This window comes from Marinobacter koreensis (genome assembly GCF_023156285.1).
Classification (GTDB): domain Bacteria; phylum Pseudomonadota; class Gammaproteobacteria; order Pseudomonadales; family Oleiphilaceae; genus Marinobacter; species Marinobacter koreensis.
The window spans coordinates 57,443-70,554 of record NZ_JAKZAJ010000006.1 but is presented as its reverse complement, the minus strand read 5'-3'; the positions used below and the strand labels follow the sequence as shown (position 1 = coordinate 70,554).

Below are 13,112 nucleotides of genomic sequence, written 5' to 3'. Positions count from 1 at the left end.
CCTTCGCTCAGACCCGTTCAATCAGTGTAGCAATACCCTGACCCACACCCACACACATGGTGCACAGGGCGTAGCGGCCGCCGGTGCGCTGCAGCTGGTGGGCGGCCGTCATCAGCAGACGGGCGCCGGACATGCCCAGCGGGTGGCCGAGGGCAATGGCGCCGCCGTTCGGATTCACCCGGGGATCGTCGTCGGCGATGCCCAGCTCACGCAGGACGGCCAGGCCCTGGGCGGCGAAGGCTTCGTTCAGCTCGATCACGTCGATGTCGGCGATGCTTATGTTCTGCTTCTCCAGCAGCTTCTGAACCGCCGGTACCGGGCCGATGCCCATGATGCGCGGCTCTACTCCGGCGGTGGCCATGCCGAGGATTTTCGCCATGGGCGTGAGGCCCTGATCTTTTACTGCCGCTTCGCTGGCCACCAGCATCGCGGCGGCGCCGTCGTTGACGCCGGACGCGTTGCCGGCGGTTACGCTGCCGTTGTCACGGAACGGAGTGGGCAGGGAAGCGAGCTTCTCCAGGGTGGTGCTGCGGGGATGCTCGTCGGTGTCGAACACCAGCGGGTCCTGCTTGCGGCGCGGGATGGAGACCGGCACGATTTCCTCGGCAAATACACCTTCCTGCTGTGCCCGGGCGGTCTTCTGCTGGGAACGGAAGGCGAACAGATCCTGATCTTCACGGGAAATGTTGAACTGTTCGGCGACATTCTCTGCTGTTTCGGGCATGGAGTCGATGCCGTACTGCTTCTTCATCAGTGGGTTCACGAAGCGCCAGCCGATGGTGGTGTCCTCGATCTTCTGGCCCCGGGAGAAGGCGCTGTCCGCCTTGCCCATAACGTACGGGGCACGGGACATAGACTCCACGCCGCCCGTCAGTACCAGATCCATTTCACCGGCGCGGATGGCGCGGAAGGCCGTGCCCACGGCGTCCATCCCGGATCCGCACAGCCGGTTGAGGGTGGTGCCGGGTACGGAGGTGGGCAGACCAGCCAGCAATGCGGACATGCGGGCCAGGTTGCGGTTGTCTTCACCGGCCTGGTTAGCGCAGCCCATCATCACTTCGTCGATGGTGGCCGGGTCCAGTTCCGGGGCCTGCTCGAGCACGGCCTTGAAGATATGCGCCGCCAGGTCGTCCGGGCGCACACTGGCCAGGTTGCCACCGAAGCGGCCAATGGCCGAACGGCGGGGATGGCAGATAAATACGTCAGTCATGGTGGACCTCACTGTTGGCCGGAATGATGTGAATGGGTACGGGCTTTCAGGGCGCGCAGCACTTCCAGTTCTTCGGCAGTTGGTGCAGGGGTCGTTTCCAGCTGGTCCGCGAAGCGGATGTCCCAGCCGGTGGCCTCGATCACGTCTTCCCGGGTCACATTCGGGTGCAGGGAGATGACCACCAGCTCCTTGGTTTCCGGATCCGGCTTGAGGCTACACAGGTCGGTGATAACCACCGTGGGGCCGCGGCCGATGTTCGGGACGTTGTCCCGTGCCTTGCCATCGCGACCGAAGCCAACGGTGGTCACGAAGTCCACGTCCTTTACGAAGGTGCGCCTGGAGTGCTTCACGGTAATGAACACTTCCTTCGCGTTGGTAGCGATCTCCGGGGCGCCACCGCCACCGGGCAGACGAACCTTCGGTTCGCGGTAATCGCCGATCAGGGTGGTGTTCAGGTTGGCGAAACGGTCGATCTGTGCTGTGCCCAGGAAGCCGACACTGATGTGGCCGCCCTGCAGCCAGTAGCGGAACATCTCCGGGACCGACACCGTGGTCAGGGCAGATTCGCAGAGCTCGCCGTCACCGATGGACAAAGGCAGCACGTCCGGTTTGGTCTGCAGTGTGCCGGACTCGTAGATCAGGGTCACGTCCGGAGCGTGGGTCAGGCGGGCGAGGTTGGCCGCCTCGCTGGGCAGGCCAATGCCCACAAAGCAGGTCATGTCGTTGGTCAGCGCCCGGGCGGCGGTGACACTCATCATTTCCGAGGACGTAAATTCAAGGCTCATCTCACGCTACTCCTTTCTCGAATACGTTGTCGTTCAGCCAGGCCTGGAAGGTCTCGCGGTCACGGGCAATGCCATCCCAGTCTTTATAAAAGGCGTTGTCGCGATCGTAGTAGCCGAGGGCGTAGGAGGGTTTGGCGCCTTTGGGAGCCTCGGCAACGGCCGTGATGGCCCAGGACGGCAGCACGCAGGCATTTACGGAGGCGCCCAGGTCGTCGACGATTTCTTCCACGGTGACAAGGCTGCGTTTGGCGGCCAGCACCACTTCTTTCTGGATACCGACGATGCCCTCGATCACTACATTGCCGTTGCGGTCCGCCCGCTGGGCGTGGATCACCGCGACGTCCGGGCGAACGGATGGCACCGCGGCCAGGCGCTCACCGGTGAACGGGCACTCGATGAATTTGATCTGGTCGTTCACCTTGGGCAGGTCGCTGCCCACATATCCGCGCAGCACGGCCAGCGGTAATCCGGCAGCGCCGGCTTCGTAGGCACAGGCCATGGCGGCATGGCTGTGCTCCAGAATCTCCAGTTTGTTCGGCCAGCCTTTCTCGACGGCATCCCGTAGTCGATGTAGGGAGCCCACACCCGGGTTGCCGCCCCAGGAGAAAATCAGTTTCTTGGCGCAGCCAGCGCCGATCATCTGGTCGTACACCAGGTCCGGCGTCATCCGGATGAGGGTCAGGTCGCGCTTTTCCTGGCGAATGATTTCGTGGCCCGCGGCAAATGGAATCAGGTGGGTAAAGCCCTCCATCGCCACGGTGTCACCGTTGTTGATGTGTTTGCTCACCGCTTCCTGAAGGGAGAGGAATTCAGCCATCGCAGTGTCTCCTTTGTGTTACTTGTCGAAAGTTCGATATGCGAACATAAGTTTTATATGCGAACATAATGGCGTGATTGCTTTCAGGTCGTCAAGTACAAAATTTCACCAGCTGCGAAAAATGCACGGATGTTCGGAATGCGAACACCCTGTTACCATGCACTGACACTGACGTTGGAAGGCGCTGAAGGAGCCGGAATGGACGAACAGATTCTCAAGCCGGGAGACCGGGATTACGTGGGCGCGCTGGCCTCGGGGCTGGAAGTGCTCCAGGCATTTGACGCCGAGCACCCGAAAATGACCCTGAGTGAAGTGGCTGCCCGCACCGACATGGACAGGGCCAAAGCAAGGCGCTTTCTGCTGACCCTGCACGCGCTGGGATTTGTTAAGCGTCATGGCCGACAGTTCGAGTTGACGCCCCGGGTGTTGCAACTGGGCTATGCCTATCAGGCCTCGAACCAGTATCGAGCGGTCATTCAGCAATACCTGGAAGACATCACTGCGGAGTTGGGGGAGTCGTCATCACTGGCCGTTCTGGACGGTGTGGACGTGGTATACGTGGTTCGCTCAGCGGCGCAGCATCGACTGATGGCCATCACATTGTCGGTGGGAACCCGCTTGCCCGCGGCGTATACCTCAATGGGGCGGGTGTTGTTGGCACAGCTCCCGGAAAGCGAGCTCAATGTTGTCCTGGAAGAAGTGCAGCTGCAGCGCTTTACGGACCGTTCAATCACAACCAAAGAGGCGCTGCGTTCGGAGATATCAAAGGCGAGGTCGCAGGGCTATGCGATTGTGGATCAGGAGCTTGACTCAGGTTTGAGGTCGGTGGCGGTTCCCGTATTCAGCGGCAGTGGAGAGTTGCTGGGCGCCCTGAATATCAGCACTAACGCGGCCCGGGTGGATATGCCAACCCTGCTGGAGGTGTATCTGCCCCGGCTGCAGGCCGTGGCGGAGAAGGTTCGGGAAGTCACCCGCTGAAATTGTTACGGATAGCGCCCCGTCAGCCGATTCTGGACCAGTTCCGTCAGTATGGTGTTGGTCAGTCGCATGACGGCATTCGGATTTTCGCCCCGTCGGCGTGACGCGATGACCGGTGTGGTGATGTTGTCGTCTTCCAGGGGAAGGTATTCTACGCCCTCTCTTTGCAGGCGCCTGACCTGTTCCGGGACCAGGGTGAATCCCATATCGGAGGCCACCAGAGATAGAGCGGTCTGCAGATCGTTGACCTGCTGGATCACATGCACCCGCAACCCCCGTCGGTGAAACAGCCCCTGGGTGATGTCGGAAAAATTGGGCCCCGGGCCCGAAGGGAAGGTGATCATTGGCACGTCCGACAATTCCTTCATTGAAGGCGGGTGGCGGGTCAGAGGGTGGGCTGCAGGAACCGCCGCAATCATTGGCTCGTCAAACAGATTCTCCTGTTCCACATCCGGGTCCTCGATCATGAGCCGGCCAAATCCGATATCAATCTTGCCGGACTTGAGTGCCTCGACTTGCTCGCGGGTTTTCAGCTCGTGGAGCACAATTTCCAGATTCTTGTTCTGACGCAGGCGCCGCACCATCAAGGGAAGCTGCCCGTAAAAAACCGATGGCACGAAACCGATCGAGAAGACCGTCTTTCGATGTTCGGCAATACGGCGGGTATCACCGACAGTAGCCGTTACCTTGTCCAGGATCTGCCGGGCCTGTTCCAGAAAATATTCTCCGCCTGTCGTTAGCTCCAGCCCTCGGGGTTTGCGAATAAACAGGTCTACCCCGATTTCCTCCTCCAGTTGTTTGATGGCCCGGGTGAGTGGTGGCTGGGCAATGAACAGCTTTTGTGCAGCTCGGGTGAGGTTCTGTTCCTCGGCCACTGCAACGAAGTACCGCAAGTGTCTCAGCTCCATCCATACCTCCAGGGTATTGGTTATTACTTAATCAATATTGGTTCATATCCGTGAAACTTCGTACTGTTCGAATCACAGGCTTTTTAACTTGCGATTCGGAGAGTCCATGTCCGCCATCATTGAGTCCATTGAAACGATCCTGGTCGATATTCCGACCATCCGCCCTCATAAGCTCTCCATGACAACCATGGGCGTTCAGAGCATGGTGATCGTGCGGATGAAGGACTCTGACGGCCTTGAAGGACTGGGTGAAGCGACCACCATCGGTGGCCTGGCCTACGGCCCGGAAAGTCCCGAAAGCGTGAAACTTACCATAGACACCTATTTCAAGCCGCAACTGGTTGGCCAGCCTTCGGATAACATCAATACCCTGAGAGTAATGGTAAACCGCTCGACCCGTGGCAACAACCTGGCCAAGTCCGCCATCGAAACCGCGCTTCTCGATCTGCAGGGCAAGCGCTTGAATCGTCCGGTGTCGGATCTGCTGGGCGGCGCTATCCATCGGCACATGCCGGTGCTCTGGACACTTGCCAGCGGTGATACCGCCAAAGACATCGAGGAAGCCCTCGGTCTGATCGAAACCCGCCGCCACTGTGATTTCAAACTCAAGATCGGCTCCCGTCCGGTGATGGACGACGTTCGTCACGTTGCAGCGATCAAGAGTGCGGTCGGCGAAAGTGCCAGTGTGCGGGTGGATGTGAATCAGGCGTGGGATGAGGCCACCGCTGCGAAGGGGATGGCCGAGTTGCAGGCTGCCGGAATTGATCTGGTCGAGCAGCCTACGCACATGAAGGACCACGCGGCGCTGGTGCGTCTGTCCGAGAAGTTCCATCTGCCCATCCTGGCTGACGAGGCCGTGGCCGATGCCAAGGATCTGTACAACCTGGCCGCTGCCGGTTTCGCCGGCGCAGTGGCCATGAAGATTGCCAAGGCCGGTGGTCCGGCCCGGGCACTGGAGCAGGCTGTGGTGGCCCAGGCCGCCGGTATCGGGCTGTACGGAGGCACATTGCTGGAAGGCACCATCGGTACCGCCGCTGCCCTGCACGCCTGGTCCACGCTCGAGACCCTGCACTGGGGCACCGAGATGTTCGGTCCGCTACTGATGAAAGATGACATCGTGGTCAACCCCCTGAACTTCCATGACAACGGCGTGGACCTGCCGGAAGGGCCCGGTCTGGGGGTCGAAATTGATGAAGACAAGCTGGCCGAGTACCGCAGAAGGGTATAGGGCAACGGACCTAATCAGACCGGAACGATCAGTAAACGGAGGAAAGCACATGCTGTTCAAAGTCGAAATGAAGGTGAATATCCCCCACGACATGCCCGCCGAAGTGGCCGCGGACATCAAGGCCCGGGAGAAAGCCTACGCCCAGGATCTGCAGAAGCAGGGTAAGTGGCGCCACCTGTGGCGGGTGGCCGGCAGCTACGCCAACGTCAGCATCTTCGATGTGGCGGACAACGCCGAGCTGCAGGACCTGATCAGCAATCTGCCTCTGTTCCCTTACATGGATATCACTGTCGCGCCTCTGTGCCGGCACCCGTCCTCGATCCACGAGGATGACCGTTAAGCATCAACACAGTGTTGCCAACCGATGAGCTGAATTGAGCAACAACAACAAAAGCACCGAGGAGACCAACAATGACCGTTAAAACCATGCAAACTGCGGAAGTAAAGGACCTGCTGGAGAAAGTGGCCGGCTTCAACCAGGACGGTGGAAACGAGCGTGTGAAGAAAATCGTTCACCGTGTCATGCACGATATTTTCCAGATCGTCGAAGACTTCGATGTCACTCCCGAGGAATTCTGGCAGGCGGTCTACTACGTGGGCGACCTTGGTGCCAATGGGGAAGCGGCGCTGCTGGCCCCGGGCCTGGGAATGGATAAGTACCTGGACATCCGGATGGACGCCGAGGACGAACAGGCGGGTCTTACCGGCGGTACGCCGCGCACTATCGAAGGCCCACTCTATGTGGCAGGCGCACCGATCAGCGAAGGCTTCGCCCGAATGGATGACGGTTCGGACGAAAACGCCGAGACGATGATCCTGACCGGCCAGGTCACAGACGAGGACGGCCAGCCGGTCGCCAACGCGGTCGTTGACGTATGGCACGCCAACACCATGGGTAACTACTCTTACTTCGATCAGTCGCAGAGTGACTACAACCTGCGCCGTCGGATCACGACGGATGAAAACGGTCGCTATACAGCCCGCTCGATTATTCCCTCTGGCTACGGTTGTCCGCCGGAAGGGTCTACCCAGGCTCTGTTGAACCTGTTGGGTCGTCATGGCAATCGTCCGGCACATATCCACTTCTTTATCTCCAAGCCGGGATACAAGCACCTGACAACACAGATCAATCTGGCGGGAGACGAGTACACCTACGATGACTTCGCCTTCGCCACCCGTGAGGAACTGGTGGTTGAAGCCAACCGCATCGAGGATCCGGCCAGGGCTGAGCAGTTCGGTCTGAACAAGCCGTTTACCGAAGTGGAGTTCAACATCCAGCTGGTATCCACCGACAAGCCTGAGCTGCAGACCCGCCACGAGCGTAAACGCGCTCTGGAAGGCGAGACAGCTTAATACCAAACCTTTAATCCCAACGTTTTTGTGATCCAGCCGGTCTGCTTCGGCAGGCCGGCCAGGGGACCTGCGCGCCCGGGAAACGGTATTCACAACAACAAAAGGAGTGACGACATGACTCGCCAACTCGACCGACTTGAGAAAACGATCCGCAACGCGGTGGAAGCCGATGCGGAAACCGGTCACTACCGCTGTGACCGCAGCATCTTCACCGACCAGGAGCTCTTTGAGCTCGAGATGAAGCACATTTTTGAAGGCAACTGGATTTTCCTGGCCCACGAGAGCCAGATCGAGAATCCGGGCGACTACTACACCACCACGGTAGGTCGTCAGCCGGTGATCATCACCCGGACCAAGGACGGCGAGCTCAAGGCGATTCTGAACACCTGTACCCACCGGGGTGCAACACTGTGCCGCAAGAAGCGGGGCAACAAGACCTCCTTCACCTGTCCGTTCCACGGCTGGACCTTCAAGAACGACGGCAAGCTGCTGAAGGCCAAGGATCAGAAGAAGGGAGGTTACCCGGACAGCTTTAACGTTGATGGTTCCCACGACCTCAAGGAACTGCCGAAGTTTGAAAACTACCGTGGCTTCCTGTTCGGCAGCCTCAATTCCGACGTTCTGCCGCTGGAAGACTACCTGGGCGAGACCACCAAGGTCATCGACGCCATTGTTGACCAGGCCCCGGAAGGCCTGGAGATCCTGCGCGGTGCCTCTACTTACACCTACGAGGGTAACTGGAAGCTGACCGCCGAGAATGGCGCCGACGGTTACCACGTCAGCACCGTGCACTGGAACTACCTGTCCACCATGGGGCAGCGCAATTACGAGAAGGGCGGCACCGAGGCGGTGGATGCCAAGAGTTGGTCCAACGAGGGCGGTTTCTACTCCTTCGAGAACGGCCACATGATGCTGTGGACCCGTCTGACCAACCCGGAAGTGCGTCCGGTCTACAACCAGCTGGAGCGTCTGGAACAGGAAGTGGGCGAGGCGCGGGCTGACTTTATCGTCCGCACCACCAAGAATCTGTGCCTGTATCCGAACGTGTACCTGATGGATCAGTTTTCCACCCAGATCCGGGTGCTGCGTCCGATCGACGTCAACAAGACCGAGATCACCATCTACTGCTGGGCGCCCAAGGGTGAGTCGGCCGAGAACCGTGCCAAGCGGATCCGTCAGTACGAAGACTTCTTCAATGTCTCCGGTATGGGCACTCCCGACGACCTGGAAGAGTTCCGGGGCTGTCAGGAGGGCTATTACGCCAAGGGTGTGAAATGGAATGACATGAGCCGGGGCGCCCAGCACTGGATCGAAGGTGCAGACGAGTGGGCCGAACGCATCAGTCTGAAGCCGATCCTGAGCGGTGCCAGGCCGGAAGACGAGGGCCTGTACGTGACCCATCACCAGCACTGGGTGGAAGAGATGAGCAAGGCGATCGACACCGAGCGTGCGCGTTTCATTTCGCTGTCAGAGGAGGTTTCCGCATGAGCATCTCTTTCGAACAGATTCAGGCTTTTGTGTTTCGCGAAGCCCGGTTACTGGACGACCGGGAATGGGATGAATGGCTGAAGTGCTACCACGAAGAGGTGACCTACTGGATGCCCGCATGGGACGACGATGACCAGCTGACGGAAGACCCGCAAAGCGAGATCTCCCTGATCTATTACGCGAACCGTAACGGGCTGGAAGATCGTGTTTACCGGCTCAAGACCGAGCGTTCTGGCGCCAGTTCCATACCCGAGCCGCGTACGGTGCACCTGACCAGCAACCTTGAAATTCTTGAGCGGGACGGTGACACCGTGAAGCTGCGTTTCAACTGGCAGACCAACAGCCACCGCTATCACAAAACCCAGTCTTTCTTCGGTGTGTCCTTTTACACCCTGGACTGCAGTGGCGAGCAGCCACTGATCACCGAGAAGAAGGTGGTTCTGAAAAACGATTACATCAATCAGGTGATTGATATTTACCACCTGTGATTGATGAGGAGGGCATCATCATGAGTTACAACATCGCGTTGAATTTTGAAGACGGCGTCACCCGTATGATCACCTGCAATGAGGGAGAGACCGTACTCGACGCCGCCTACCGGGCGCAGATCAATCTGCCGATGGACTGCTCCGATGGCGTTTGCGGAACCTGCAAGGGCGCCTGTCATCAGGGCGATTTCGACCTTGGGGACGAGTACATTGACGAAGCGTTGTCCGACGAGGAAGCCGGTCAGGGCATGGTCCTGACCTGTCAGATGGTGCCCTCCAGTGATTGCGTGGTCGAGATACCGGCAGCCGCATCCCTGTGCAGCAAGGGCGGCAACCAAGCGGTCTCCGGCACCGTTGCGGAGGTCAACCTGATTTCCTCCACGGCGATCGAGCTCAGGATTACGGCGGATACCGATATTGGTTTCCTCCCGGGCCAGTACGTCAACATCCAGGTGCCGGGCACCGAGGAAACCCGCGCCTACTCATTCAGTTCACGCCCGGGCAGCCGGGAACTGAGCTTCCTCATACGTAACGTGCCGGGCGGGCTGATGAGTTCCTGGCTTGTGGGTAAGGCCAAGACCGGCGACCAGGTCACCATCACCGGTCCCATGGGGGTGTTCTATCTTCGTCCGGTCCAGCGTCCGGTGCTGATGCTGGCTGGTGGCACTGGCCTGGCGCCGTTCCTGGCCATGCTGGAAAGCCTGAGGGAGAAGGGCTGTGACCAGCCGACCCACCTGATCTATGGCGTGACCAGCGATGAGGATCTGGTGTGTGTCGACGCCCTGGAGCAGTTTGAGGCAGAGATCGAGAACTTCACCTTCAAGACCGTCGTCGCCAGTGACGAAAGCAACCACCCGCTCAAGGGTTATGTAACCAACCATATGGACGATGCGCCCATTAACGGGGGCGACGTGGATGTCTATCTGTGTGGTCCGCCTCCAATGGTGGACGCCGTGCTGGGCTATTTCCGTGAGCAGGGCATCGAGCCGAATTCGTTCCACTATGAAAAATTCAACCCCAGCGTGTCTGCCGTTGAGGAGAAGGTGGCATGAACCCGCGTTTCACCAACAAGGTGATGGTGGTCACCGGTGCGGCCCAGGGGATCGGTCAAAGGGTGGCTGAACTGGCCGCTACCGAGGGTGCCCGCCTGCTCCTGGTAGATATAGCGGACTATGTGCACGGCGTTGCCGCCGGGTTGCGCGACCGGGGCGCCGAGGCCCTGGCCGTGCAGGCCAACCTGGAAACCTGGCAAGGCGCAGAATCGGTGATGGCGAAAGCCCACGAGCAGTATGGCCGCATCGACATCCTGATCAACAACGTTGGTGGCACCATCTGGGCCCAGCCCTTCGAGCACTATCAGCCCGAACAGATCCAGAAGGAAATCCAGCGGTCCTTGTTCCCGACCCTGTGGTGCTGTCGAGCGGTTCTTCCTTACATGGTGGAACAGAAGGGCGGAGCCATTGTCAACGTGTCTTCGGTCGCGACCCGGGGTTTGATGCGGGTGCCCTATGGTGCCGCCAAGGGTGGGGTCAATGCCATGACTGTGAACCTGGCCTTTGAATACGCCGAACACGGCATCCGGGTGAACGCGACCGCACCGGGCGGTACCGAAGCGCCGCCCCGACTGACTCCGCGCAACACCGAAGAGCAGGGCGAGCAGGAAAAGGCCTGGTACCAGACCCTGGTCGATCAGACCAACACCAGTACTTTCATGGGACGCTACGGCACCCTGGATGAGCAGGCGGAGCCCATCCTGTTCCTTGCCTCGGATGCGGCGAGTTATATGACCGGAACGATACTGCCCGTGGCAGGGGGTGATCTTGGTTAAGCGGGCCATTGCCCGACAGTTTGTATTAAGCGTTGATGTGTCCAGTGGGTAAGTTGTCTACCCCTCTTGGCCCCGGTACGTAAGTGCGCGGGGCCTTTTTTTAGCGTTCTCCTCATTAACTGCAACAAGAAGGAATCATCGATGAGACGCATGTTGAACGATTTTTCACTGACGGCGGTGGTTGCCGGTTTCCTGGCGGTCCTGGTGTCCTACTCGGGTCCGTTGGCGATTTTTTTCCAGGCGGCCGCCAAAGCCGGCGTGTCGCAGGACATGATGGCCTCGTGGGTGTGGGCCATCTCACTTGGTGCTGCGGTCTCCGGCATCGTACTTTCCATCTGGCTGCGGGCACCGATCGTGACTGCCTGGTCGGCGCCCGGTACCGCGCTTCTCGTGGCGCTTTTCCCGGATCTTTCGTTGCATGAGGCCGTGGGCGCCTATATCACCGCCGCGGTCATTATCTTTCTGATCGGTATCTCCGGTACCTTTGATGTCCTCGTGCGAGCCATTCCAAAAGGCGTTGCGGCGGGCATGATGGCGGGAATTCTCTTTCAGTTCGGTGTGGACGCCTTCGCCAGCCTGGAGACGTCGCCAGCACTGGCCGCAGGCATGCTGGTGGCTTACGTTGTTTTCCGGCGACTGGCGCCGAAATACACGTTGATCCTGTTGTTGACCGTCGGCGTGGGGCTGGCGGTTGTCCTACAGGACGCATCCCTTGATGGCGTTCACTGGCATCTGACGGTTCCCCGGTTCATCGAGCCGGAATGGAACCTGGCGTCGACGTTGAGCCTGGCAATTCCCCTGGTTTTGGTGAGCCTGACGGGTCAGTTCCTGCCAGGAATGGCGATTCTCCGAGGGGCCGGGTACCAGGTCAGGGCCAAGCCGGTGATCGGAATCACCAGTCTGATGTCGCTGCCCATGGCATTTTTTGGAGGTATCACGACCGTTGTTGCCGCCATCACTGCGGCAATGTGCACGGGAGAGGACGCTCATGAAGATCCCCGCCGCCGCTACATCGCGGGCGTTTTCAATGGGGTGTTTTACCTGGTCGGCGGGCTGTTTGCTGGCGCCATCGTTGGTTTGTTCGCCTCATTGCCCGCAGCGTTTGTCGTGTTACTCGCCGGGCTGGCATTGCTGGGAGCTATTGCGAACAACCTTTTCGCCGCTCTCGAGGACCCAAGCCACCGGGAAGCATCGCTCATTACCTTTATCGTGACTGCGTCCGGATTGTCGCTTTTCGGATTGTCCTCGGCGTTCTGGGGAGTGGTGATCGGGTTTGGGTGCTATCTGATACTTAACCGGAGAGGTAAGGCATAGGTTGGCGATCCGCCGGAAGAGCTCATAGGTGGTTGGTGCTGTCCGCAGCCCTCGTTCTGAACTCTTATTCTTTGGTCTCATTCGCATAGTCAGCGTTCAAATCTGTTTCGGGCAAAAATTGCCCACGCGTCAGTATCTTCCCCTAAGTAATTACCAGAACCTGTCGAAAAATTGACAATTTCGTAATTGGCTTGATGACGTCTTTCACATCGATAATCGCCGTCGTTTTATAGAATTTCACAAAATCGACGAGAAATTGGTGTGGAAGTCTTATGAATAGCGTCATTAAAGTGTCAAAGGCTTGGGGTGTTGCGATTGTCTTCGGCATGTTGCTTGCTGGCTGTGGCGGTGGGGGATCATCGTCTGATTCAGCCCAGTCTACGGCAGCACAGGGTAGTGGCGTGGCTTCGGCAACCGATGCCAAAAAGGCTGTATTGAGCTGGAGTGCGCCCTCTACCCGCGTCAATGGCGAGGGCATTGCCATGGGCGAGCTGGACAAATACGTCATCCGCTACGGTCAGGACGCCGGTAATCTCGATAGGGAAGCGGTGGTGGATAATGCCGCCGAGGATGCTGCAATGTCCTACACGGTGGATGGTCTGAGCAGCGGTACCTGGTACTTCACGATCCAGGTTCAGGACATCAACGGCCTGATGAGCGAGCCCTCAGAGGTTGTGAGCAAGAGCATTGCCTCCTGAGCGATTGCGCCTGCTGA

14 protein-coding genes are annotated in these 13,112 nt (G+C 59.0%); 10 read left to right on the top strand and 4 right to left on the bottom strand.

Annotation, left to right across the window (positions count from 1 at the left end):
• Positions 1 to 7 precede the first annotated feature (7 nt).
• The 3 genes from pcaF to MLD04_RS15805 are packed head-to-tail and all read right to left on the bottom strand — an operon-like array spanning position 8 to position 2,812.
• A complete protein-coding gene (gene pcaF / locus MLD04_RS15815) occupies positions 8 to 1,210 on the bottom strand; it encodes a 3-oxoadipyl-CoA thiolase (RefSeq protein WP_248160414.1) in 1,203 nt (400 codons plus the stop codon).
• Positions 1,211 to 1,218: 8 nt separating this feature from the next.
• Positions 1,219 to 1,995, bottom strand: coding sequence for a CoA-transferase subunit beta (locus MLD04_RS15810; RefSeq protein WP_248160413.1), 777 nt, complete (start codon positions 1,993 to 1,995; stop codon positions 1,219 to 1,221).
• A gap of 1 nt (position 1,996) precedes the next feature.
• Positions 1,997 to 2,812, bottom strand: coding sequence for a CoA transferase subunit A (locus tag MLD04_RS15805; protein WP_248160412.1), 816 nt, complete (start codon positions 2,810 to 2,812; stop codon positions 1,997 to 1,999).
• Positions 2,813 to 3,010: 198 nt separating this feature from the next.
• Between MLD04_RS15805 and MLD04_RS15800 the strand changes: the two genes are divergently transcribed.
• Positions 3,011 to 3,790: an IclR family transcriptional regulator domain-containing protein gene (locus tag MLD04_RS15800; protein WP_248160411.1), complete on the top strand. Its 780-nt coding sequence runs from the start codon at positions 3,011 to 3,013 to the stop codon at positions 3,788 to 3,790.
• Positions 3,791 to 3,795: 5 nt separating this feature from the next.
• Here MLD04_RS15800 and MLD04_RS15795 read toward each other — a convergent pair whose 3' ends face one another.
• A complete protein-coding gene (locus MLD04_RS15795) occupies positions 3,796 to 4,698 on the bottom strand; it encodes a LysR family transcriptional regulator (RefSeq protein WP_248160410.1) in 903 nt (300 codons plus the stop codon).
• A gap of 106 nt (positions 4,699 to 4,804) precedes the next feature.
• On the opposite strand from MLD04_RS15795, the gene MLD04_RS15790 reads away from it, so the two are divergent.
• From MLD04_RS15790 to MLD04_RS15750, 9 genes are all read left to right on the top strand, one after another.
• A complete protein-coding gene (locus tag MLD04_RS15790; protein ID WP_248160409.1) occupies positions 4,805 to 5,926 on the top strand; it encodes a muconate/chloromuconate family cycloisomerase in 1,122 nt (373 codons plus the stop codon).
• Positions 5,927 to 5,975: 49 nt separating this feature from the next.
• A complete protein-coding gene (gene catC / locus MLD04_RS15785; protein WP_058342332.1) occupies positions 5,976 to 6,266 on the top strand; it encodes a muconolactone Delta-isomerase in 291 nt (96 codons plus the stop codon).
• A gap of 71 nt (positions 6,267 to 6,337) precedes the next feature.
• Positions 6,338 to 7,279, top strand: a complete 942-nt coding sequence (gene catA, locus MLD04_RS15780; RefSeq protein ID WP_248160408.1) for a catechol 1,2-dioxygenase — start codon at positions 6,338 to 6,340, stop codon at positions 7,277 to 7,279.
• Between the two features lie 114 nt (positions 7,280 to 7,393).
• Entirely contained in the window at positions 7,394 to 8,767 is a 1,374-nt protein-coding gene (locus MLD04_RS15775; protein WP_248160407.1) for a Rieske 2Fe-2S domain-containing protein, read from the top strand.
• Positions 8,764 to 9,255 (top strand): benzoate 1,2-dioxygenase small subunit, encoded by a 492-nt coding sequence (gene benB, locus MLD04_RS15770; protein ID WP_248160406.1) that lies wholly within the window; start codon positions 8,764 to 8,766, stop codon positions 9,253 to 9,255. The genes MLD04_RS15775 and benB overlap by 4 nt, the downstream gene beginning before the upstream one ends.
• Positions 9,256 to 9,275: 20 nt before the next feature.
• Positions 9,276 to 10,307, top strand: coding sequence for a benzoate 1,2-dioxygenase electron transfer component BenC (benC, locus tag MLD04_RS15765; RefSeq protein ID WP_248160405.1), 1,032 nt, complete (start codon positions 9,276 to 9,278; stop codon positions 10,305 to 10,307).
• A complete protein-coding gene (benD, locus tag MLD04_RS15760) occupies positions 10,304 to 11,083 on the top strand; it encodes a benzoate diol dehydrogenase BenD (RefSeq protein ID WP_248160404.1) in 780 nt (259 codons plus the stop codon). Before benC ends, benD begins: the two co-directional genes overlap by 4 nt.
• A 66-nt stretch (positions 11,084 to 11,149) precedes the next feature.
• A complete protein-coding gene (locus tag MLD04_RS15755; RefSeq protein WP_282451973.1) occupies positions 11,150 to 12,397 on the top strand; it encodes a benzoate/H(+) symporter BenE family transporter in 1,248 nt (415 codons plus the stop codon).
• A gap of 272 nt (positions 12,398 to 12,669) precedes the next feature.
• Positions 12,670 to 13,095 (top strand): fibronectin type III domain-containing protein, encoded by a 426-nt coding sequence (locus MLD04_RS15750; RefSeq protein ID WP_248160402.1) that lies wholly within the window; start codon positions 12,670 to 12,672, stop codon positions 13,093 to 13,095.
• Positions 13,096 to 13,112 lie beyond the last annotated feature (17 nt).

Coding starts and splice junctions, on each gene's coding strand:
- benD (WP_248160404.1), top strand. CDS start 10,304: ATGAACCCGCGTTTCACCAACAAGGTGATGGTGGTCACCGGTGCGGCC.
- MLD04_RS15800 (WP_248160411.1), top strand. CDS start 3,011: ATGGACGAACAGATTCTCAAGCCGGGAGACCGGGATTACGTGGGCGCG.
- benC (WP_248160405.1), top strand. CDS start 9,276: ATGAGTTACAACATCGCGTTGAATTTTGAAGACGGCGTCACCCGTATG.
- MLD04_RS15750 (WP_248160402.1), top strand. CDS start 12,670: ATGAATAGCGTCATTAAAGTGTCAAAGGCTTGGGGTGTTGCGATTGTC.
- MLD04_RS15810 (WP_248160413.1), bottom strand. CDS start 1,995: ATGAGCCTTGAATTTACGTCCTCGGAAATGATGAGTGTCACCGCCGCC.
- MLD04_RS15795 (WP_248160410.1), bottom strand. CDS start 4,698: ATGGAGCTGAGACACTTGCGGTACTTCGTTGCAGTGGCCGAGGAACAG.
- catA (WP_248160408.1), top strand. CDS start 6,338: ATGACCGTTAAAACCATGCAAACTGCGGAAGTAAAGGACCTGCTGGAG.
- MLD04_RS15775 (WP_248160407.1), top strand. CDS start 7,394: ATGACTCGCCAACTCGACCGACTTGAGAAAACGATCCGCAACGCGGTG.
- MLD04_RS15805 (WP_248160412.1), bottom strand. CDS start 2,812: ATGGCTGAATTCCTCTCCCTTCAGGAAGCGGTGAGCAAACACATCAAC.
- benB (WP_248160406.1), top strand. CDS start 8,764: ATGAGCATCTCTTTCGAACAGATTCAGGCTTTTGTGTTTCGCGAAGCC.
- catC (WP_058342332.1), top strand. CDS start 5,976: ATGCTGTTCAAAGTCGAAATGAAGGTGAATATCCCCCACGACATGCCC.
- pcaF (WP_248160414.1), bottom strand. CDS start 1,210: ATGACTGACGTATTTATCTGCCATCCCCGCCGTTCGGCCATTGGCCGC.
- MLD04_RS15790 (WP_248160409.1), top strand. CDS start 4,805: ATGTCCGCCATCATTGAGTCCATTGAAACGATCCTGGTCGATATTCCG.